The organism is Microbulbifer sp. MKSA007 (genome assembly GCA_032615215.1).
Lineage (GTDB): Bacteria > Pseudomonadota > Gammaproteobacteria > Pseudomonadales > Cellvibrionaceae > Microbulbifer.
In genome coordinates this window covers 5075328-5097434 of the sequence record CP128433.1, presented here as the reverse complement: position 1 = coordinate 5097434, position 22107 = coordinate 5075328, and the positions used below count along the sequence as shown (strand labels likewise).

17 protein-coding genes are annotated in these 22107 nt (G+C 51.1%); 13 read left to right on the top strand and 4 right to left on the bottom strand.

Annotation, left to right across the window (positions count from 1 at the left end):
* Positions 1-110: 110 nt before the first annotated feature.
* From QT397_25650 to QT397_25615, 8 genes are all read left to right on the top strand, one after another.
* Complete coding sequence (locus QT397_25650) at positions 111-1100, top strand: SDR family oxidoreductase (protein WNZ56183.1); 990 nt, start codon at positions 111-113, stop codon at positions 1098-1100.
* 105 nt (positions 1101-1205) lie between these two features.
* A complete protein-coding gene (locus QT397_25645) occupies positions 1206-1799 on the top strand; it encodes a DNA-3-methyladenine glycosylase I (GenBank protein WNZ58602.1) in 594 nt (197 codons plus the stop codon).
* 31 nt (positions 1800-1830) lie between these two features.
* Positions 1831-2652 (top strand): mechanosensitive ion channel family protein, encoded by an 822-nt coding sequence (locus QT397_25640; protein ID WNZ56182.1) that lies wholly within the window; start codon positions 1831-1833, stop codon positions 2650-2652.
* Positions 2653-2840: 188 nt separating this feature from the next.
* Positions 2841-4733, top strand: a complete 1893-nt coding sequence (locus QT397_25635) for a DUF885 domain-containing protein (GenBank protein ID WNZ56181.1) — start codon at positions 2841-2843, stop codon at positions 4731-4733.
* Between the two features lie 130 nt (positions 4734-4863).
* Positions 4864-5445 carry a hypothetical protein gene (locus QT397_25630; protein ID WNZ56180.1) on the top strand — a complete coding sequence of 194 codons (582 nt, stop codon included), beginning with the start codon at positions 4864-4866 and terminating at the stop codon, positions 5443-5445.
* Positions 5446-5458: 13 nt separating this feature from the next.
* Positions 5459-6226 carry a hypothetical protein gene (locus tag QT397_25625; protein WNZ56179.1) on the top strand — a complete coding sequence of 256 codons (768 nt, stop codon included), beginning with the start codon at positions 5459-5461 and terminating at the stop codon, positions 6224-6226.
* 35 nt (positions 6227-6261) lie between these two features.
* Positions 6262-6744 carry an N-acetyltransferase gene (locus QT397_25620; GenBank protein ID WNZ56178.1) on the top strand — a complete coding sequence of 161 codons (483 nt, stop codon included), beginning with the start codon at positions 6262-6264 and terminating at the stop codon, positions 6742-6744.
* Positions 6745-6755: 11 nt separating this feature from the next.
* Positions 6756-7526 (top strand): VIT1/CCC1 transporter family protein, encoded by a 771-nt coding sequence (locus QT397_25615; GenBank protein WNZ56177.1) that lies wholly within the window; start codon positions 6756-6758, stop codon positions 7524-7526.
* 3 nt (positions 7527-7529) lie between these two features.
* On the opposite strand, the gene QT397_25610 is transcribed toward QT397_25615, so the two are convergent.
* Positions 7530-8612, bottom strand: a complete 1083-nt coding sequence (locus QT397_25610) for a GGDEF domain-containing protein (GenBank protein ID WNZ56176.1) — start codon at positions 8610-8612, stop codon at positions 7530-7532.
* 178 nt (positions 8613-8790) lie between these two features.
* On the opposite strand from QT397_25610, the gene QT397_25605 reads away from it, so the two are divergent.
* Positions 8791-9312 carry a macro domain-containing protein gene (locus QT397_25605; GenBank protein ID WNZ56175.1) on the top strand — a complete coding sequence of 174 codons (522 nt, stop codon included), beginning with the start codon at positions 8791-8793 and terminating at the stop codon, positions 9310-9312.
* A 1389-nt stretch (positions 9313-10701) separates the two neighbouring features.
* Here QT397_25605 and QT397_25600 read toward each other — a convergent pair.
* From QT397_25600 to thiI, 3 genes are all read right to left on the bottom strand, one after another.
* Positions 10702-12789: a glycosyl hydrolase family 18 protein gene (locus QT397_25600; protein WNZ56174.1), complete on the bottom strand. Its 2088-nt coding sequence runs from the start codon at positions 12787-12789 to the stop codon at positions 10702-10704.
* 533 nt (positions 12790-13322) lie between these two features.
* Positions 13323-15131, bottom strand: a complete 1809-nt coding sequence (gene typA, locus QT397_25595; protein ID WNZ56173.1) for a translational GTPase TypA — start codon at positions 15129-15131, stop codon at positions 13323-13325.
* 200 nt (positions 15132-15331) lie between these two features.
* Positions 15332-16813, bottom strand: a complete 1482-nt coding sequence (gene thiI, locus QT397_25590; protein WNZ58601.1) for a tRNA uracil 4-sulfurtransferase ThiI — start codon at positions 16811-16813, stop codon at positions 15332-15334.
* Positions 16814-17138: 325 nt separating this feature from the next.
* On the opposite strand from thiI, the gene glnA reads away from it, so the two are divergent.
* The 4 genes from glnA (at position 17139) to ntrC (ending at position 22097) form a co-directional block, all read left to right on the top strand.
* Positions 17139-18545 (top strand): glutamate--ammonia ligase, encoded by a 1407-nt coding sequence (gene glnA, locus QT397_25585; protein ID WNZ56172.1) that lies wholly within the window; start codon positions 17139-17141, stop codon positions 18543-18545.
* A 188-nt stretch (positions 18546-18733) separates the two neighbouring features.
* A complete protein-coding gene (locus QT397_25580) occupies positions 18734-19288 on the top strand; it encodes a DUF4124 domain-containing protein (GenBank protein ID WNZ56171.1) in 555 nt (184 codons plus the stop codon).
* A gap of 316 nt (positions 19289-19604) precedes the next feature.
* Positions 19605-20687, top strand: a complete 1083-nt coding sequence (gene glnL, locus QT397_25575; GenBank protein WNZ56170.1) for a nitrogen regulation protein NR(II) — start codon at positions 19605-19607, stop codon at positions 20685-20687.
* A gap of 3 nt (positions 20688-20690) precedes the next feature.
* On the top strand, positions 20691-22097 hold the full coding sequence (ntrC, locus tag QT397_25570; GenBank protein WNZ56169.1) for a nitrogen regulation protein NR(I): 1407 nt from the start codon (positions 20691-20693) through the stop codon (positions 22095-22097).
* The last annotated feature ends 10 nt before the right edge of the window (positions 22098-22107 follow it).

Here is a 22107-nt window from a genome sequence, read left to right as displayed (position 1 = left end):
CTCTGTCGGAGTGGTGGTATCACCAACCGGTCTGCCCTTCCGGAAGGAGGTGGCTTCGATAGAGCTAATCACTGGGTATGAATAACGATAACAACTCATCCGGTGGATTTATGAAACACGCATTTGTAACCGGGGGAACCGGTTTTCTCGGCGCTAATTTGGTAGAGCAATTGGTTGGTGATGGATGGAAAGTTACCGCCATGCATCGGCGCACCTCCAATACCGATATGTTGCGCTCTCTGGGCGTCAACCTGGTTGAGGCCTCTCTGAATGACCCTCAGTCCCTTCAAGCTGCAATCCCAGATAATGTCGATGCGCTTTTCCATATGGCGGCTAATACCAGTATGTGGCGCGGCGGTAATGCCCAGCAATGGAAAGATAATGTTGAGGGGGCGGCGAATATTGCCAAAGTTGCCAGGGAGAAAAATGTAGGGCGTATGGTGGTGACCAGCTCAATTTCTGCTTATGGCTACCATAAGGAAAGAATTACTGAAGAAAGTGATAAGCTGGCAGATGACCCTCATCATCACTATCTGTACACGAAAAAAAGAGAGGAAATTGCAGTTCGCAAGGAAATTGAGCGGGGCCTGGATGCGGTATTTCTTAACCCTTGCGCAATTGTGGGTAAATACGATACCACCAGCTGGGCGCAGACCTTTTTTCTGATTGAGAAAAATCAATTACCAGGTGTTCCACCGGGCTGGGGTTCTTTTTGCCATGCCGGTGCAGTAGCGCGAGCCCATATCGATGCGGTTGAAAAGGGGCGGTGCGGCGAAAATTATATCTTGGCCGGAACGGATGCCAGTTTTTTAGAATTCTTTGGAAAGATCGCTGAGTTATTGCATAAACCTGTACCAAAACGCACCACACCGGCATTCCTAATTCAATCTATCGCCTGGTGTTCCGACCTCTGGTCTCGTGTGAGTGGGCAAGAGCCGGTTATTACTCCTGAAAAGGCCACGTTGGTAACGAGGAGAGTCGTTGCTAGTAGTGCGAAAGCTGAACGTGAACTCGGATATCAATCGGGTGTGGCTTTGGATATTATGTTGTGCGAATGTCGCGATTGGTTAGTACAGAACAATTTATTGGAGTCGAAGTGAACCGTAATAATATTATTTTTGGGTTGGTTGCTTTACTTTTGGTTTTACAAATTATTCAGCACTACTTTTTTTCCGGCGCAAACTAGTTATAAAAAGGAAGTAATGATGGCGGAAAAGCGTTGTGATTGGTGCCTGTCTACACCGCTTTATCAAAGTTACCACGATGAAGAGTGGGGTAGGCCGGTTACCGATGATCAAACCCTGTTTGAGTTTTTGTTGTTGGAGGGGGCCCAGGCGGGCTTATCTTGGATTACAGTGCTCAATAAGCGGGAGAATTACCGTAAATTGTTTAATAATTTTGATGCTGAAAAAATTGCTCGGTATACCCCTAAAAAGGTAGAGAAACTACTTCTCAACCCGGGAATTATTCGCAACCGGCTCAAGGTTGAATCGGCCATCAAGAATGCACGGGCAACCCTCGAGTTGCGCGATCGCGGTATATCCTTAAAGGATTTTCTCTGGCAGTTCACCGGTGGAAGAGTGATTGTTAATCGCCCCCGCTCCATGAAGCAGGTGCCGGCCACAACAGCAGAATCTGATGCGATGAGTAAGGCGTTAAAGAAAGCGGGTTTTAGTTTTGTGGGATCAACCATTATGTATGCGCATATGCAGGCAACTGGAATGGTCAATGATCACTTGGAAACGTGTCCGGCTCATCAGCGTTGTGTCGATGATGCACAGAATTTAGGTTTGGCTTGAATTTAAAATAGGGATTTATTTTCGAGGGTCGATGAATATTAATAGCTTGCTCAACGAGTACTGGCCCCAAGTAACAGCATTATCCCTAAAGCTGGCGGCCGCACTACTGGTAGTTTTGGTGACGCTGTTTGTGGCCCATCTTGCTCGCAGAGCGGTTGACCGTCTGCCGGACCGGTTTGATATTACCTTGCGACCAGTACTGCGCAGTATTTCGAGCTGGGCGGTTTATATTGTTGGCGCACTGCTGGTATTGGATGTCTTTGGTATTAACACTACCAGCTTAATTGCTCTACTCGGCGCTACTGGTGTGGCAGTAGCCTTAGCGTTGAAAGATACCCTGCAAAATATTGCTTCGGGGTTCCTATTGCTGGGATTGCGGCCGTTTCGCGTTGGGGATGTGATTCAGTTCGGTGCCATATTGGGCACTGTTCGCGAGGTAGGGCTGTTTACTACGGAGCTGGATACCATGGATGGGCTGCGTATTACCGCACCCAACAGTGCTATCTGGGGGCAAGTGCTCACCAACTTCAGTCGCAATAAGACTCGCCGTATCGAGATTGTGGCGAGTATCGCCTATGGCGATGACATTGATCGCGGCCTAACAGTATTACGTCGCCTAGTAGAACAGGAACCCCGTATTCTTGCTGAGCCAGAGCCATGTTTCGCTGTTAAGGCGCTTGCTGACAGCGCGGTCAATTTACAGTTGCGGGCCTGGGCTGCCAATGATCAGTACTGGGATGTTTATTGGTCCCTGATGCAAAAGCTTAAGCCTGCACTGGAGGCAGAAGGCTTGACGGTACCCTTTCCCCAGCGAGAGCTACATATCTTGGACCGGGTCACAAGCCGGCGTTAGTCCATTACCGCAGGGTCACTTGTGGCAATATCCTGCTTCAGGTATTGGGTCCACCTAGTCCAAAATCTCCGATTTGCCTCAACTCAACGCAAACATATGGCGTTCTGGGGGGCATGAATCGACACCTCACCGAATTCGTGTCAAAGTTAGCGGCGTTTTTTTGTACAACTTTTGATCGAGATAGGAAGATGCCGATAAAGCTGAACAACCCACTGATCCCCAGCCTGCTGGCTGTCGCTATCCTTGCGGGCTGTCAGGGTGACAAAAGTACCCAGACTGGAGCCAACGTAGATAAGCCCCAAAATGTGGTTGCCGAGGCCTCAGTAACTGTAGATGCGGTTGCCGAAACCAAGCGCCTGACTGAGTGGCTGGATGAGCGCTATGAGGAACAGCTGCAGTTCAGCCCGATTCAGCTGTCCTACCTGGGTCGCAAAGACCACTACGACCAAATCGACGATATGAGTGAGGCCGCAGAGGCTCGCCGCTTGGTTTGGCAAGAGAAAAGTGTTGAAGAGCTCAAGAAGAATTTCGACTACAGCAAGCTGACTCAGGAAGGGAAAACCTCCTACGATATCTGGATTTATCAGTTTGAACAGGCCAAGGCCGCTGCGCCGTTTATCCGTCACGGCTACATCTTTGAGCAGATGGGAGGTGCACAATCGCAGTTGCCCAACTTCCTGCTGAACTTCCACAAGGTTGACAACGTTGAAGATATGCAGGCGTATATCACCCGTATCGGTGGTATCTCCCGCGCGATTAACCAGCTTCTTGACCGCGCCAAGCTGTCGTCCAAAGAAGGTATTCGCCCCCCGCGCTTTGCCTATGAGGGGGCGATTGATCAGTCCAGTAAACTGATTGAAGGCGCGCCATTTACCGATGGTGAAGATGCGCCTCTGTGGGCCGGTGCCAAAGGGAAAATCACTGAGCTGCTCGAAGCCGGTACTATTGATCAGAAGCAGGCAGACAAGCTGACTGCGGAAGCACGCAAGGCATTAGAGACTGAGTTCTTCCCCGCATATCAAGGGCTGGTTACCTGGCTCAAAGCGGATATGCAGAAGGCCTCAGCAGAGCCTCAAGGTGCTAGTAGCCTGCCCAATGGTATGGCCTACTACAATCAGCGCCTGGCCAACACCACAACTACGGACCTGACTGCCGACGAGATCCACAATATCGGCCTGGAAGAAGTGGCGCGTATCCGTGGTGAGATGGAAACTATCAAGAAGCAGGTTGGTTTCGAAGGTAGCCTGCAGGACTTCTTCAAGTTTATTCGCGAAGATGGCCAATTCTACTACCCGAATACCGATGAAGGTCGCCAGGGCTACCTGGATGACTCAACTGCGTTCCTGGACAACATTACCAAGAAATTGCCGGAATACTTTGGCCTTCTGCCGAAAGCTGAGTTGGTAGTAAAGCGGGTTGAGTCTTTCCGCGAACAGGATGGCGGTGCCCAGCATTACTACCCCGGCACTCCCGATGGTTCCCGCCCGGGTATTTACTATGCGCATCTGTCTGATATGAGTGCCTATTCCACGACTGATATGGAAACTGTGGCCTACCACGAAGGCAACCCCGGTCACCATATGCAGATCTCAATTGCTCAGGAATTGGAAGGTATCCCGCAGTTCCGCACTCAAGCTCACTTTACTGTCTATGTAGAGGGCTGGGCGCTGTACTCTGAGAAGCTTGCTAAAGAAATGGGGGCCTTCGAAGATCCCTATAACCTGTTTGGCCACCTGACGGCTGAAATGTGGCGAGCCATTCGCCTTGTTGTTGATACCGGCCTGCACGCCAAAGGCTGGAGTGAAGAGCAAGCGGTGGAGTACTTCCTGGAAAACTCCGCAATCCCCGAGACTGCAGTTCGTTCCGAAGTGCGTCGTTACCTGGCGTGGCCGGGCCAGGCGACTGCTTACAAGATCGGTATGCTGAAAATTCAGGAGCTGCGCAAGCAGGCTGAAGATCAGTTGGGTGATAAATTCGATATTCGCGGATTCCACGATACCGTACTGGGTGGCGGTGCTTTGCCAGTGCCAGTATTGGAGAGCCGCGTAGCCTCTTGGGTGGAATCAGTGAAGCAATCATAAGCTTCTTAGCTGACTCTTTTAAAAAGCCGGGCATAGCCCGGCTTTTTTATTGGGCTTATTTCTGTGAATATCGTCTGTGTATAGAGGAAAGCTGGTTTTCCCTAAAATAATTGTTTATGGAAAAGTCCCAATGGATTCAAATATTTACTCTGCCCCAGAGGCTGAATTAGATACTGTTTCAGAAGATGAAGCGCAGTTTTATATAGTTTCACCAACCAAATTCTGGGTAATGAGCCTAGGTACAGTGGGCATCTATTCAGTTTATTGGTTTTACCGTCATTGGGCAGAATATCAGCGTGCTAGTGGAGAGAATATGTGGCCGGTTATGCGAGCGATATTCTCTATCTTTTTTACTCATTCCCTTTTTTCCAGGATTCAAAGCCGTATCGAGATTGATAAGGTGGATTACCGCTGGGTGCCGGCACTTTGGGCTACGTTATATGTAGTTTTTGCGATTGCCGGGGCTATTGTCGACAGGATTTCCTATTACTCCGATGTAATTTCATTGATCGATATAGTAAGCATACTTCTCTTACCCTTTACATTGTGGCCACTTTATGAGGGACAGAAAGCTGCCAATATGGTTAATGGAGATATTTCAGGACAGGCTAACTCGAGATTTACTCCCTGGAATTTTGTTTGGTTGGCTGTAGGGGCTGTGTTTTGGGGAGTGGGTATTTTTGGGGCTTATTATCTGCTGGGCAATGTATAAGAGAGGAGTATCTATGAGACGTTCAGGATTTATTATCGTCGCTCTGCTATTACAACTGTTTCCTTCCGCTTTATGGGCGGAGCCAACACCCACTGAAATTACCGTGCGCGCCAAGGCCATGGATGCCAAGTTTATTGGCTCCTCCATCGGTGGTGCCATGGTTATTATTCGCGATGCAGATTCTGGGGAAATTCTTGCCAAGGGGCTTACCCAAGGGAGCACCGGTGACACCACCAGAATTATGAAAAGGCCCCGAGAGAGGTTCCAACCTATCGCCGATGGCGCTGCACATTTTACCGCTACACTGAATATCAGTGAGCCGGTGTTTCTGACGGTGGAAGTTCTTGCACCGTATATCAAAAAGCAGGCCCGAGTGGTGGCGCAGACACAGACCTGGCTGGTTCCGGGAAAGCCTATTTCTGGTGATGGGCTGATTGTGGAAATTCCGGGAATGTTGGTAGATTTACTCAGCCCACAGACCCATCTCTATACAGGCTTGGACCAGAGTCCCTTTGAGATTCGCGCTAATGTGGTAATGATGTGCGGATGTTCACTTACCGATGGTGGGATTTGGGATGGCAGTAAGATAGAAGTTGTGGCATTGGTTAAAAGAGATGGCAAATCATTTGCTCGAGTGCCGCTAGAGATACAGGAGACTATGAATACCTTTAGTGCGCCCTTTGCGACGGATTTGCCAGGTGTTTATGAAATTGTGCTATATGCCTATGATCCCAAGACTGGAAATACCGGTGTGGATCGGGGGAGCTTCATTGTGCGCTAGGCAAGTGCGGCAAGGCGTCTGAGATATGGATTCCTATGGATATTCGGCAGGCTATAGAGAGTGACCTCGAAGGCATGTGGAGCCTCTTTAGTGTTGTGCGAAACAGAGGGGATCTGCCTTTCTCGCATAAGATCAGTCGAGAAGTGTTTTCTGCTCAATGGCTTAATGACGACTTACAGACTTATGTTACCGAAGAGTTACCTCACCTGCTGGGGGTGTATAAATTAGGGGTTAATTTCCCTGGTATTCATAGCCATGTCGCGACAGCCAACTTTCTCGTGCACACGGATGTGCGCGATCGCGGTGTAGATCGTGCACTGGTCCAGCATGCAGTCGCCAGAGCCCAGGACGCCGGCTATTTGGAAATGCAGTTCAACTACGTTCCCAGCGACAATGAGCCCGTAATTACCCTTTATACCGAGCTGGGCTTCACTATTATCAAAACGCTAGATAGAGCATTTACAGATCCTTTGGGAAGGTTGCAAGATGCTTATGTTATGCAGCGGTTTTTACAGTAGCTCGCCTGGTTATGGACCGGCAAAACCCAAAACACCAACAGGAAAGCCGGGAAGCGCTAATTGAGGAGCATCGACCGGAGCGTATTGAGGCGCGCTTGCGAAGTCGTCCACAGTCACAGTGGCTCTCTGATTTTGTTTTGGGAGCGATAGATGGCTGCGTAACTACCTTTGCCATTGTTGCAGGCGCTTTTGGTGCAGGCTTCTCCGAAGCGGTTGTGCTCGTGATGGGCTTTGCCAACCTTATCGCTGATGGTTTCAGCATGGCGGTAAGCAATTATGAAGCTGCCAGTGTGGAGCGTGAGCAACGAGCCGCGGCTATGCGTACAGAGCGTCAGCATATTGCTTTAATTCCCGAGGGAGAGCGGGAAGAGATCAGGCAGATTTTTTATCGAAAGGGATTTCGAGGTGAAGTTCTCGATAATATTGTTGCCACTATCACTGCGAATCAAAAGCTGTGGATAGAGACAATGCTGGCGGAAGAGTACGGTATAAGCCGCTTAGAGCATAAGCCTCTGGGGGCGGCACTGATAACCTTCGTCGCTTTTTTGTGTGTAGGTGCTATTCCCCTGTTGCCCTACCTTTTCCACAGCCTTAATCCCGCCGAACAATTTTATGCGAGCGCCGTTCTTTCGGTCTGCGCTTTTTTTGCTATTGGCTTGTGCAAAGGATTGGTGTTTTCCCACCACCTGCTGGTGGCGGGCTTAAAAACTCTGTTTTTTGGCAGTAGCGCAGCGGTCCTGGCACTCGCCGTTGGCTATCTACTGCGCCACTTGGTGACTTAATATTTATGCGGCTACCACTTTGTTGCGCCCACCATTCTTGGCTCGATACATACGTTTATCTGCTTCGGCCAATAGCTGATTGAGTGGCTTGCCATTGGTGCTGCCTTCGACGACTCCGAGACTGATTGAGATTTTTACCGGGCGTGTATAGCGGCGGCTGAGGGTCGATACTCTGCGACGAAGTTTTTCTGCAAGGACACTGCCGCCTTTCAAGTCAGTATTCGGCAATAGCAATAAAAATTCTTCGCCGCCCCAGCGCGCCACAATATCCTCAGACCGGGTATTACTTTTCAATATCTTGGCAACATCTTGTAATACGCGGTCGCCAAAGGAGTGCCCGTAGGTATCGTTGATCGTCTTGAAGTTATCTAAGTCTCCGATAAGGATGACATATTGATCTTTCAGCTCATCATTCCGGCGTTCTAATTCATGAATGGCGCGAAATGCTTCTCTGCGATTCGCTAATCCGGTCAATGTGTCCGTGGCAGCATAGGTCTCCAATTCACCTGTTAATCGCTGGAGGAGCTGTTGAGTTTGGTGACGGCTACTGTCAAGTAATGCAGTTAGAGCCGTGAGTGCACCAAATACTGCAATAAAACGCGCACGATAGGCCGTATCATATTTGGCCGTGAGCCCTGGGAAATCCGGATAAAACAGGATTGCTGCCGTAGCGAGACCTATGCCGAGCAGTGCAGTGGTGCCGGTTTTATAGCCGTAAAGGTTGATAAATCCGGGGACCAGCATAACTGCCCACATCAATCCGGTATTGTTTACACCACCAGTCATTAGTAAGTAGAAATACAGCGCCAATAAAAGAATTCCCACCAATAATGGCGTTTTCTCGGTAGGACCGATAATGTTGACAGTGATATATGCAAATAAAATAACCACCGCGACGATAAAAAGCGTCGATGCCTGCAGGATATTAGTTGCAGTAAGGGCGATGATCGCCATGGCTCCGGTGATAGCCATAGCGAATATCAGCATATAAGAGGAGGCCAATATCCGTCTGCGCAGATCTATGCGCTGCACTTCATCAATAGAGGTGGATATCGCGGGGTTTTGATTGTTATACCCTGAGCTCATAGTCATTCCCGTTGCTATACCGACTGCAACCTTCCGCTTGCTCGGGACCGTCCTGCATCATACAACTATGCTGGTAGCCACTGCCGGAGTGAAGCAATGGTGAGTATAGGGGGAATCTGTCACCGACCAAAGTAGCAAGCTACAGTATCAGTAACTCAAACTTTAGAACTGAGAAATCGTGACACAAATTCAACTGACTTCTGGCGATATCTTGACGATGCGTGGAGATGCTCTGGTGTGTCCGGCACACAAGCATCTTATTCGGGGGCGGGGGCTTTCAGCGCAGATTTATGCCCAGTGCGGGACTCGGTTAACCCCCCAATGTGCCAATCAAAGAGCATGCCCAGTTGGTGAAGCTCGCGTGACTCGAGCCTATGATTTACCGGTCGATTACTTATTGCATACTGTTACGCCCCAGTGGAGCAGTGGCGATCAATGGGGGAGCCAGGCCATAGTGCTGTTGAGACACTGCTATGAAAGTGTTTTAGAGTTGGCGATAGAGCGCGGCTGCAAAACGATACTGTTTCCGGCATTGGGAGCTGGCACTAACCGCTTCCCTCACGAGATTGCGGCACACCAGGGATTGGCCGTTTTACGCGCTTATGCCTCAAGGTTCGAGAGACTCACAGTTTGTTTGCACTCACAAACTGCATTGGCGCAGTGGCAGAAAGTTGAGCAGCGCTTTTATGGCCATAATTGATGTGTCACGGGTAATTGAATGGGATACAGCCTATTGTGTTAATTATTTAGTTAAGCACTATTGATTCCATGCAGTTAATGGTTCCTTCAATAACCTAATGTGGCGTATATAAAGTAGTTCTGCGGTGCAGGCAGATCGAACCACGGCATGTCAGTCTAACAAGCAATAACTTACCAAGTCGTCTTCTGATCTCATGAATTGAGAGTTATTCAGGTGCTATACAGTCTTTTCTAACTCTTCCGTTGATTATTAAGTGCTATGTCTCCACCTAACTATTTAGTTCTAACGTACTAAATATTGAAATCGTTAGTTGTAATGAGTCATCTATTCGCTAAAGATAGTTGTCAATAACTTAATAAATATGCATTATTTTTATATGTATTTTTTAAGCCTAAAAATTTTTAGTAACTATGGACCACTGCAAAGTCTGCATACAAGAACAAAATATCTATGAAGGCATAGGGCATAGATGTGCTTTGTGTCGGGGGTGAGTGTCCCCTAAAATGAAAAAGAAATCCTCTTTTTTACAGTTTCCCATGCCGCCTATGAATAGCCAGCGCGTTATTATTCACTGTAAGTAGGACTGGATTGTCATTCTGCTTACCACTTTCATTAGTGGCTCTTATAGTTACTTCTTATTTAAAATTTTTAGTATCTCAGCGAGAACAGTCTTTATCTGAGAACGCTATCTTGGCAGGCCTTACTACTGAGGGATATATTTTATCAATGCGGCCAGTAATGTTTGTTTCTATAATATTGTTTGCGACCTTCTTTAAGCTGCTTGCATACTTAATCCCTACGGAAAAATAGAACTTGATAAAGAGTTAAGTCTAAGATATTGGGAGACTATAGGTTGAGGCAATCAATTCGTAAAAATTTTAGAATCTTATCGTTTTTTTAACTTTGATAGTCTTGGGGATAAATAGTTATTTTGTTGCCAGCTCCAATAGAGTGAAATTTAACTCATTATTTTCCCTTTTTCCTAAAGAGTATAATTGGAGCCAAATTCAGGCGGTTGAAACAGCTAATGGCACTGGTCCGGCACCTAGCCGATGAATTCCAAAATACATTTTAAGAATGGATAATAAAAAATTAATTTAATTGATTGTAAGTTTTAGAGATTTATTGCCTCTTACCCCAGACTCAGAATTTATCTGCGAGATCAAAAGCACATTAAGTATGAGCAAAGTTTGACAGATAATGGTATTCGTTGGCTGAGATATATTTTGTCAAAGGATAACTTTGGTGAAGTGATGCATATCTTACAAGATACGCCGTAATAATTATTTTAAGGGCGGACTAAATAATAAATGGAAAGGACCCGATAAGGGCCCTTTTATTGAAATATTGAGCCGCCTTCCTTGAGAAGACGGTCAAAGTGTATCCAGGTTACTGGCAGGAACTCGCTTCCCAGTACTGGGGGGCGCTAGCCGGGGACCACCAGTTGGGACCAAAGGTAGACACATAAACCTGGCCTTCAAAGGTTACTAGGTCGCCAACTTGATAGCCTTCGTCACCAGCATATGGCTGCTGGAATTCGGGGCAGGAAGCGGTCTCACCTGAACCTTGATCGCTGTCGGTGTTGTCATCGGAACCGTTATTGGCGTTGTCGTCAGAACCGCTATCGGAGCCATTGTTGTTGCTATCGTCAGAGCCGCTGTCGGAACCATTGTCGGAGCCTTCGCCCTCAGTTTGACAGGTGGTTTCGGTCCACAGCGATGGCGCGGAACCTGGAGACCACCAGTTTGGCTCGTGGGTGGACTCGTAGGCGACTCCTTCAAAGACAACAACGTCACCGACTGAATAACCTGGGTCGCCGGCATAGGGCTGCTCAAACGCGACGCAGGCGCTGCTTCCGCCATTATTATTGCCACCGCCACTTCCGGTGTCGCCAGTATCTCCGGTGTCTCCAGTGTCTCCAGTGTCTCCAGTGTCTCCAGTGTCTCCAGTGTCTCCAGTGTCTCCAGTGTCTCCAGTGTCTCCAGTGTCTCCGGTATCTCCGGTATCTCCGGTGTCTCCGGTGTCTCCGGTGTCTCCGGTGTCTCCGGTGTCTCCGGTATCTCCGGTATCTCCGGTATCGCCAGTATCTCCGGTATCGCTATCACTGGAGCCACCCTGTCCGAAAACTTCGAGTGCGGCATCGAGTAGTGGATACTGGTATTCATTGTTCTCCAATAGCATTCCACCGCGTAGCTGCCAGATCATCACGCCACCAAGGCCCTGGTCGAGCACATATTGGGCGCGTGCGGCGATAGAAGTCGTATCTTCGAAAGAGATAAAACCGCCATCCTCAAACCAACCATAGTGGGTGACGGCCTCGGGATCGTAAGCGGTCTGGAATGAAGAGTCGCTCTGCATTTTCTCAACGATCTGGTAGTAGCGCGTCTCGGTGTCAGAGCCCCAGTGAGCGACGTCTTGTCCGGAGGCGGCTTCACCGATTGCGGTGGCGCCAGCCACGCTGCGGCCGTAGTGGGACATACCCAGGGTGATTTTCTCAGCAGGAATATTGCCCTCAGTCATCCACATATTGCGGCAGCTGTCTGCGTCGAAGCCTTCGTTGACCTGGCCTTCATAGGGGTACAGCGGCGAGGTATGCTGGGCTACGGTATCCCAGTCGCCACCAAAGTCATAAGTCATCAGGTTGACATAGTCGAGGACTTCGCCCACAGCAGCAAAATCATAACCCTCTTCTGCAATCGAGGGGCCACAGGCCACGGCAGCGGTCAGTTCCAGATTTTTGCCGGTCTCCGCTTCAACCTCATCGAAGCGCGCGCGCAGCTCTTGCAGCAGGGTGGTGAAGTTTTCTTTGTCGATCGAGCGTCCGCCGTTCGGTGCATAGCCGGGGTATTCGAAATCGAGATCGAGACCATCGAAATCCCAGTCAGTAAGCAGTGTCACTGCATTTTCGATAAAGGCTGCACGTGCGGTGTCGCTCTCCATCATCTCAGAGACTTTGTGGGAGAGGGTCCAGCCGCCCATAGACAGGATCGCCTTGGCACCGTCGTCATGTACCGATTTTACAAAACCTGATTCGTGGTCATTCCAGCCCTGGCAGACCGCGGGCTGAATACTGGAATCGTATTGGCTGTAGGGGTGCCAGAATTGCGGCGAGCATTTTACGGGACCATCACCGGCGCCGCCGGAAAATGATTGGGCGCCCAGGCCGTAGAAAACGTAGGGGTCTGTAAAGTAGATGTTGCCGTCTTCGTCATTCCAGGCAAAGGCGTACTGAACGTGAGTGAGCTTGGAGAAATCCACGTTGTCATGGGTGAAGGATGAGTCGGCCCAGTATTCCCAATCGGCCCAATAGGCAGATACACGTTTAGAGGTTTCTTGTGCGCTGACGTTTCCGCTGATGGCGATTGCTGCTGCGAGTGCCGCCGCAGCTTTTAATTTAAACCCAAATTTAGATCCGCGTTCACTGCGGCTGCCCACCAACATCCTTGTTCGATCCTGAGATTGCAGGAAAGAAAACATTAGATTGACCTCCCATAGGTCTTAATTATGTATAAAGAAATTTGTCGTTATATGTGGAAAAATTTGAATAAATGAAGAGGTAAAAGTTCCGCGAGGAAATGTGGAATAAATGTGCAAGCCACGGAGGGTAGTGGCTGAGTGGTTATATTTATTTCCGCTGTAATTTTATGATGGGGACAATAAAAAGTGCGGGCATAAATTTAATTGCACCTTCCAGGAATAAATATTTGAGCAGATAAACGATAAAAATGGTCGATTATTTAATATCAAAAGAAGATAAATTTTCTTTTTGGGGTAAGAGATTGGAAAAAAATACCGGATTCTGGCGAGCGATATTTACGGCCTCTTGCAGGCAGCCTCCCTGCAGTTTAGTGCAGCACGGCTTCTGTCGAGTTAATCAATCACCTCTTTACTATGGAATGTTGCTACGGAGAAGTTTTTGATTGTCCCTCTTCAGGGATTGAAGATGTCATGATATGGCAAAAACAAAAAAGGGCCCAGAGGGCCCTTTTTAAAGTTGAAGAAAATACTAATTATTTCTTCGCACGCTTGCGCATATTTTCCTGCAAAATTTTCTTGCGCAGGCGGATAAAGTTGGGAGTCACCTCTACCAATTCATCGTCTTCGATGAATTCCAGAGCCTGCTCAAGGGTGTGACGAATGGGTGGTGACAGAGTGAGCGCATCGTCAGTACCTGACGCGCGCACATTAGTGAGCTGTTTGGCCTTGGTAGGGTTTACTACCAGGTCGTTGCCACGGGAGTGAATACCGACGATTTGGCCTTCGTAGACCTCTTCGCCGTGGCCCAGGAACAAGCGACCACGATCCTGCAGTGCGAACAGACCATAGGCGAGGGTTTTGCCCTTGACCATGGAAACCAGTACACCGTTGATGCGCTTGGCCACCTCACCCTGCTTCACCGGACCGTAGTGGTCGAAGATACTGGTCATAATGCCAGAACCACTGGTGATGGTAAGGAATTGGGAGCGGAAGCCGATCATGCCGCGCGAGGGCACGATAAAGGTTAGGCGCACGCGACCTTTGCCATCGGGCTCCATATTGGTGAGATCGGCCTTGCGCAGGCCCAGCTCTTCCATAATGGGCCCCTGATGGGGTTCCTCAACATCGATAACCACTTCTTCATAAGGCTCGTGGATCTCTCCGTCGACCTCTCTCTGCACCACTTCGGGGCGGGAAACGCCCAGCTCGAAACCTTCTCGGCGCATGGATTCGATCAGGACAGACAAGTGCAATTCGCCTCGGCCGGAAACCTTGAACTTATCAGGAGAGTCGCCTTGCTCTACACGCAGGGCCACGTTGTGAATCAGCTCCTGGTCAAGACGCTCTTTGATGTTGCGCGAGGTAACGAACTTGCCGTCCTGGCCAGCAAAGGGGGAGTCGTTGACCTGGAAGGTCATGCTTACGGTGGGCTCGTCCACGCTCAGGGCGGGCAGGGCTTCTGGAGTATCCAGATCGCACAGGGTATCGGAGATATTTAGCTCACCCACACCGGTGATACACACGATATCGCCAGCACTGGCTTGCTCCACTTCTACACGCTCCAGGCCGAGGTAACCCATAACCTGCAGGACCTTGGCTTTGCGCGAGTTGCCCTCGCGATCGAGAACTACCACTTGCTGGTTCGGCTTCAGGGTACCGCGAGTGATACGGCCAACGCCGATTACGCCTACGTAGCTGGAGTAGTCCAGAGCGGAAACCTGCATCTGGAAGGCGCCGGTGGGGTCAACCTTCGGGGGCTCAACCTTGTCCACAATCATCTGGAACAGCGGCGTCATATCGTCGGCCAGGTCGGTGTCGTCGAGACCGGCGATGCCGTTCAGGGCGGAGGCGTAGACAACCGGGAAGTCCAACTGTTCGTCGGTGGCGCCGAGGCTGTCGAACAGGTCGAATACCTGATCCATCACCCAGTCGGGGCGAGCGCCGGGGCGGTCGATCTTGTTAATCACCACGATCGGGTTGAGGCCCTGCTCAAATGCCTTCTGGGTTACGAAGCGGGTCTGCGGCATGGGGCCATCTACTGCGTCTACGAGCAGCAGAACTGAATCCACCATGGACAGTACGCGCTCTACCTCGCCGCCGAAGTCGGCGTGCCCAGGGGTGTCGACAATATTGATGCGGTAGTCATTCCAGCGGATAGCGGTGTTCTTCGCCAGGATGGTGATGCCACGCTCACGCTCTTGATCGTTGGAGTCCATGACGCGCTCGGCGCCTTCGTCGCGGCGGTCGAGAGTGCCGGACTGGGACAACAGCTTGTCCACAAGGGTGGTTTTGCCATGGTCTACGTGGGCGATAATCGCAATATTGCGCAGATTCTCTATCACTGGGGGCCTCTGGGCGTTAAATCTTGGTAAGTCGGGGCGGGGGCCTGCGGGGTTTCTACAGCAGCATTCCGGCCAAAGGCGGCGATTATAGGGGGGCCGCATGACAATTGGGAGTGATTTTGAGTAAAAAATCACCGCCCCGGGGCGCTGATCGCTTTAAAACCCGCGCGGGCGGTAATTGCCCGCGCCTTGAGCAGAAGTTACTTCTTAATGGTTTCCGGTCTGTGGGGAATCAGCGGGCGCAGCACGCCCACATTGCGAAAACCTTCGTCCAACAGGTGTGAGGCGTGCAGGCGGCTCATAACGCCTTTGGAGCAATACAGGAGGTACTCACGCTCTTGGTCCAGGTGGGCAAAGCTGTTGTTGAGACGGTAGAAAGGAATAGTCTGCACCTCACAGCCAAGCTCCAGTGGATCCAACTCCTCCTCATCCGGGTGGCGGATATCGATAACCACAGCGCTGCCCGGCTCTTCGCGGATCTCCACATCCGGTGCTTCGCCATCGACTTCTTCGATCACCTGATCAATATTTTGCATCACCCGATTGCTGATAGCGCGATCGAGGACGGTGAAATCGAAGCGGTTTTCCTCGGACTCCACTTTTTCAATCTTGGCGCGGGTGGTGGGTTTTACCGAGATAACGCCGCAGTATTCCGGCATATTGGCGGCGAACTCTTCAGTGCCGATGGCCCGGGAGGTGCGGATAATATCGGTCTTGTCGGTGGTGATCAGTGGGCGCAATACCAGGGTATTGGTAACACTGTCGATCACCGACAGATTTTTCAGGGTCTGGCTGGAAACCTGGGCGATGGCTTCACCGGTGACTACGGCGTCCACCTCCAGTTCCTTGGCGATCACATCGGCGGCGCGCAGCATCATGCGCTTCAAAATAACGCCCATATTGGAGTCGTCGACCCGCTCGAGAATCTCTGCCACTACTTCGTCAAACGGCACGGTGATAAAGCGCACCCGGTGGGAAGCGCCGTATTTGTTCCACAGATAGTAGGCGACTTCTTTCACGCCCAGCTCGTGCTGGCGTCCGCCCAGGTTGAAGAACAGGAAGTGGGTGCGGATACCGCGCTTCATGGTCATGTAACTGGCCACGGTAGAGTCGAAGCCACCGGAGACCAGTGACAAAACCGGGTCTTGCGTGCCCAGGGGGAAGCCGCCCAGGCCGGGATGCTGCTCTTCGATCACGTTGAGCTTGTCGTGGCGGATCTCCAGCTTAACGGTGATGTCGGGGTTTTTCAGTTTGACTCCGGATGCCTCGGTATTCTTGTTGAGGCCGCCACCCACATACTGTTCCACATCCAGAGACTGGAAGTCGTGTTTGCCGGTGCGTTTAACCCGTACACAGAAAGTCTTGTCTTTCAGGGCTGCGCCCCAAACCGACAGGGTTTTCTCGTACATGTCGTGCAGGTCACCCAGGGGGAACTGGCGCACGCGGGAGAAGTTGGCGATGCCGGGGGTGTGAGAGAGCACCTCTTCGATACGTCCACCCAGGTGGGACACAGCATCGGGCGCGATCACATCGATCTTTTCCCAATCCTTTCGCACCTGGATACGGTCGTCCAGCTGGCGCAGCAGGCGCTGCAGGTTGTCCTTGAGCTGGCGCGACATGCGCTTGCGCACAGGGTTGCTCTTGATGGTGATCTCTGGAAAAAACTTGACGACAAAGTGCATGGGAATCTGTGGGGTACCGCATGTTGATAGAAGGTGCGGCATTATAAACTAGCCAGAGCCAAGTTGGTTGTGCACTGTTTGCGGGCGAAGCGAGAACAAATATGTTCTATTTTGGTGCGTATTTATGTGGCTGCTCGGCCACAATACATCTATCCTGGCTGCGTCAGCACTTTGCTGGGGCTCGCACCGGCGCCAACCGGGACTATGAGGCGATTGCCCTAATTTGGCACACTCCTTGCTTTATTTCACGCCAGGTAGAGAGTGAATGCCGGCAGCGACAGCAAGGCATAGCGACCAATTACTTTTCAAGACCTGGAGGACTGCAATGTCAGCGAAAACGCTCGGTTTGATTAATGAAAGTGAAGCGAAATGGATAGACCTGCGCTTTACCGATACCAAGGGTAAAGAACAACACGTTTCCATCCCTGCGTCGGAAGTTGACGGTGAGTTCTTTGAAGAAGGCAAAATGTTCGATGGTTCTTCCATCGCCGGTTGGAAGGGCATCAACGAATCCGACATGATCCTGATGCCGGACGACGAGACCGCTTTCCTCGACCCCTTCACCGATGAGAGCACTGTTATCATTCGCTGTAACATCGTCGACCCAATTACCGGTCAGGGTTACGAGCGAGATCCTCGCTCCATCGCATTGCGCGCTGAGGAATACCTGAAGTCCACTGGTCTGGGTGACACCGCTCTGTTCGGTCCCGAGCCCGAGTTCTTCGTATTCGACGACATCACCTGGGGTGCCGAAATGGGCGGCGCCTTCTACAAGATCAACTCCGAAGAAGCAGCCTGGTCCTCAGGTCACAACTTTGCAGAAGGCAATATTGGTCACCGTCCCGGCGTTAAAGGCGGTTACTTCCCGGTTCCTCCGGTGGATTCCCTGCACGACGTTCGCGCCGCAATGTGTTCTGCGATGGAACAGATGGGCCTGCGCGTAGAAGTGCATCACCACGAAGTGGGTACTGCTGGCCAGTGTGAGATCGGCGTTGCCGCCAACACCCTGACTAAGAAAGCGGACGAAGTACAGATCCTCAAGTACGCTGTACACAACGTTGCCCACGCCTACGGCAAGACCGCGACCTTTATGCCCAAGCCGCTGGTTGGCGATAACGGTTCCGGTATGCACGTTCACCAGTCCTTTAGCAAGGATGGCGTAAACCAGTTTGCCGGTGACGCCTACGCTGGTCTGTCCGAAGCTGCTCTGTACTACATCGGCGGTATCGTTAAGCATGCTCGCGCCCTGAACGCGCTGTGCAACGCTTCCACCAACTCTTACAAGCGTCTGGTACCTGGCTTCGAAGCGCCGGTAATCCTGGCTTACTCTGCGCGTAACCGCTCTGCGTCTATCCGTATTCCTTTCGTGCCCTCCCCGAAAGGCAAGCGCATCGAGACTCGCTTCCCGGACCCGACCGCCAACCCATACCTGTCTTTCGCCGCACTGCTGATGGCGGGTCTCGACGGTATCAAGAACAAGATCCACCCTGGCGATGCTGCGGACAAGGACCTGTACGATCTGCCGCCGGAAGAGTTGGCTGAGTACCCGACTGTCGCTTCCAGCCTGGAAGGCGCCCTGGATGCTCTGGATCAGGATCGCGAGTTCCTGACAGCCGGTGGTGTATTCACTAACGATGCTATCGATGCCTACATCGAGCTGAAGCGTGAAGAAGTAGAGCGCCTGAACATGACCACTCACCCGGTTGAGTTCGATATGTACTACTCCGTGTAATGGCGACCGGCATCACGATGATGCCGTCGAGCTGTTCTCGAAAAGCCCGCGCCACCCTGGTGCGGGCTTTTTTATTGCGAGTACACTGTCAGTGGAAGTGAATTGAGTGCCGCTATGCGGAGGCTCAGGAATATCCCATTGGCCCGATCTGGGAAGAAAGGAGCGTCCGCCCTGCGGTCGAAAACACTATGGCAAGGTTTTGGCAATTAAAGGCCCTGTTACTCGCAATGCCTCTGGTGGCAGTTGCGGCTTCTCAAGAGAATGAAGAGGCTGGCGCGATCTACAAAGTGGTTGGGCCCGATGGCCAGGTCAGTTTTAGCGATACACCACCGGCAAATGGCAACTCAGAGAAAGTGGATTTAGCCCCAATCAATATTCAGCCAATTGCGCTGCCCCGCCAGCTGCCCACAAGAAAGCTGTCGCCCAAAAGTGATGATGGAGAGTTGGGGCCGGTATCGATTCGAATTGTGAGTCCAATTAATGAGGCGACTATTCCGCCAGGGCAGACACTGATAGCGCTTCAGGTGGATGTGGCCCCCAATTATCCAGAGGGCGCTAGCTTTTATGCGGTTATTGATGGGCAGCGCTGGCAGGGAAGTTCGGCTGGTAACTCCCTGGATATCTCCGCCCTGGTCCGCGGTACCCATACGCTCAAGGCGGTTCTGCTAGGGCCCAAAGGGCAAGTATTAGCCCAGTCGCAAACGATCACAATTCATGTCAAGCGCCCGATAGCTCGGGGGTGAATGTTTGAGGGAGTGCAAAGCTCCCGCTACCCCTTACTTCAGTCTAAAGCCCGCCTGCCTGTTTTTTGACCCATGCACCTTAATGGTGCATTCTCTCTGTAGTCGGCGGCATCCTATTTCTGAGACTGAATACTCGCAATGCCGTTGTTGCTAATCGCGCACTGATTGTGTCCGGTTGAAGCTGCTTCCGCCTACAAATGCCAGCTTATGCGCCATTTTGGTTTGCTTTTTGCACTGACTAGATACAGCGCTAGTTTGCTGGGGGTGACCAAAGGGAGCTTGGTCAGAGCCTCGGAATGAATCGGAAATTTTGTGAATGCTGAATGATCGCCAATTGCGCCAATTACTCGATAGCCTGACATCCGCAGTATTGGTGCTGGATGAAAACTTATCGCTTTGCTATCTGAACAATGCCGCTGAGGACTTGTTGGCCGCCTCCAGTACTCGAGTTAAAGGCTCGAAGTTGGAGGAGGTGGTGCGAGAATCTCCCACTGCCTATGAGGCTATGCGGGAAGCATTGCGCAAAAATGAGAAGTATACAGTGCGCCGGGCCAGTTGGAGGTTGAACAATCTTGAAACCCGGACCGTGGATTACTCAGTCAGCCCGGTCCCCGAGTTTTCTGTGCTACTTGTGGAAGTGCAGCCGATGGATCGCCTGTTGCGAATTGCCAGGGAAGACGCGCTGCTCAGTGCCCAGGAAACGACACGAAACCTGGTTCGCGGTATGGCCCATGAGGTCAAGAACCCCCTCGGTGGTATCCGCGGGGCTGCACAACTATTGCAGCGCGAGTTGCCGGACCGGGAATTAGACGAATATACACAGATTATCATCGAGGAAGTGGATCGCCTGCGCAATCTGGTTGACCGTTTATTGGGACCACGCCAGCCGGTAGTACTGCAACCGGTTAATGTGCACGAGGTTCTGGAGCGGGTTGCCCAGTTGCTGGATGCTGAGTGTATCGGTGAGCTTCAAATTCGCAGGGACTACGATCCGTCTATTCCCGATGTCCCCGCCGATAGCGAACAATTGATTCAGGCGCTGCTTAATATTGCCCGCAACGCCATGCAAGCCATCGATGAAAGTATTGGCCTCAGTAGTGGGGAGATGGTATTGCGCACGCGTATCCAGCGCCAATTCACCATTGGCCGCCGCAATTGCCCATTGGTCTGCCGTATAGAAATTGAAGATAACGGCCCGGGCATACCGGAGGATATTCGCGAGCGGATATTCTTCCCGATGATCTCCGGCCGCGCCGAGGGTTCAGGTCTTGGACTTTCAATTTCCCAGAACATTATTAATCAGCACAAGGGGCTGATTAAGTGTGACAGCCAACCCGGCCGTAGCATTTTCCAAATTTATCTGCCCCTGACTACCGAATTAGCTAATACAGGAACCTAGAGAATGAGTAATCGCGTTTGGATTATTGACGACGACAGATCAATCCGCTGGGTGCTGGAGAGAGCGCTATCGCGTGAGGGAATTGATACCCAGTGTTACGAGAGTGGCGACTGCGCCCTGGATGATTTCTATAGCGATTCACCGGATGTAGTAATCAGTGATATCCGCATGCCGGGCTCCGATGGCTTTAAATTGTTGCAGCGTTTCCAGGCTGAACGACCGAGCCTGCCGATAATTATTATGACTGCGCACTCGGACCTGGATAGCGCGGTAGCTGCTTACCAAGGGGGAGCCTTTGAATACCTGCCCAAGCCATTTGATATTGATGAAGCCGTAGCGGTAACCCGGCGCGCATTGATGCACGCTAGCGAACAGAGTGCTGAAGAACGGGTTGAGCCGGAAAATGGTCAGGGTAGTAAAGAAATCATTGGAGAAGCGCCGGCGATGCAGGAGGTTTTCCGTGCGATTGGCCGTTTGTCTCATTCCAACATTACGGTTTTAATCAACGGTGAATCCGGTACCGGTAAGGAGTTGGTGGCGCAGGCTCTGCACAATCACAGTCCGCGCAGGGATAAGCCATTTATTGCATTGAACATGGCGGCTATACCCAAGGACCTGATGGAGTCTGAATTATTTGGCCATGAAAAAGGGGCCTTTACCGGTGCCAGCTCCCAGCGTGCCGGACGTTTTGAACAGGCCAATGGTGGCACCCTGTTTCTAGATGAAATTGGTGATATGCCCGCAGATACGCAAACCCGGTTATTGCGCGTGTTGGCTGATGGTGAATTTTACCGTGTCGGTGGCCACACCCCGGTCAAAGTGGATGTGCGTATTATTGCGGCGACTCACCAGGATCTGGAAGAGTTGGTATGTCAGCATAAATTTCGCGAGGACCTGTTTCACCGCCTGAATGTTATTCGCATCCATATTCCAAGACTCGCGGATCGCCGTGAGGATATTCCGCGATTGGTGAGGCATTTCTTTAATGCTGCGGCAAAAGATCTGGGGGTGGAGTCAAAGATCCTAACCAAGGAAACTGAGGAATATCTCTCTGGGCTGGATTGGCCCGGTAATGTGCGACAACTGGAAAATACCTGCCGCTGGATTACCGTAATGGCCTCCGGACGCGAGGTACATATTGAAGATTTGCCACAGGAGTTGCATCAGCAGGGCGCGACGACAGAAACACCGACAGACTGGCAAAAAGCTCTGCGTCTGTGGGCCGACCAGGCCCTATCCTCTGGGCAGCGCGAGATTTTAAATGAGGCTGTCCCCGCATTTGAAAAAGCGTTAATAGAAATTGCCCTTAAGCATACAGCTGGGCGCAAACGCGATGCTGCTGATCTGTTGGGCTGGGGTAGAAATACTCTGACACGTAAGTTAAAAGAATTGGAAATTGGTGGAGAGTAAATAACAGTGA

Bases quoted from the DNA above. Each gene is read 5' to 3' on its own strand.
- QT397_25580 (WNZ56171.1), top strand. From the start codon at position 18,734: ATGGCAAGGTTTTGGCAATTAAAGGCCCTGTTACTCGCAATGCCTCTG.
- ntrC (WNZ56169.1), top strand. From the start codon at position 20,691: ATGAGTAATCGCGTTTGGATTATTGACGACGACAGATCAATCCGCTGG.
- QT397_25610 (WNZ56176.1), bottom strand. From the start codon at position 8,612: ATGAGCTCAGGGTATAACAATCAAAACCCCGCGATATCCACCTCTATT.
- thiI (WNZ58601.1), bottom strand. From the start codon at position 16,813: ATGCACTTTGTCGTCAAGTTTTTTCCAGAGATCACCATCAAGAGCAAC.
- QT397_25600 (WNZ56174.1), bottom strand. From the start codon at position 12,789: ATGTTTTCTTTCCTGCAATCTCAGGATCGAACAAGGATGTTGGTGGGC.
- QT397_25635 (WNZ56181.1), top strand. From the start codon at position 2,841: ATGCCGATAAAGCTGAACAACCCACTGATCCCCAGCCTGCTGGCTGTC.
- QT397_25645 (WNZ58602.1), top strand. From the start codon at position 1,206: ATGGCGGAAAAGCGTTGTGATTGGTGCCTGTCTACACCGCTTTATCAA.
- glnA (WNZ56172.1), top strand. From the start codon at position 17,139: ATGTCAGCGAAAACGCTCGGTTTGATTAATGAAAGTGAAGCGAAATGG.
- QT397_25625 (WNZ56179.1), top strand. From the start codon at position 5,459: ATGAGACGTTCAGGATTTATTATCGTCGCTCTGCTATTACAACTGTTT.
- QT397_25615 (WNZ56177.1), top strand. From the start codon at position 6,756: ATGGACCGGCAAAACCCAAAACACCAACAGGAAAGCCGGGAAGCGCTA.
- QT397_25630 (WNZ56180.1), top strand. From the start codon at position 4,864: ATGGATTCAAATATTTACTCTGCCCCAGAGGCTGAATTAGATACTGTT.
- QT397_25620 (WNZ56178.1), top strand. From the start codon at position 6,262: ATGGATATTCGGCAGGCTATAGAGAGTGACCTCGAAGGCATGTGGAGC.
- QT397_25650 (WNZ56183.1), top strand. From the start codon at position 111: ATGAAACACGCATTTGTAACCGGGGGAACCGGTTTTCTCGGCGCTAAT.
- QT397_25640 (WNZ56182.1), top strand. From the start codon at position 1,831: ATGAATATTAATAGCTTGCTCAACGAGTACTGGCCCCAAGTAACAGCA.
- glnL (WNZ56170.1), top strand. From the start codon at position 19,605: ATGCTGAATGATCGCCAATTGCGCCAATTACTCGATAGCCTGACATCC.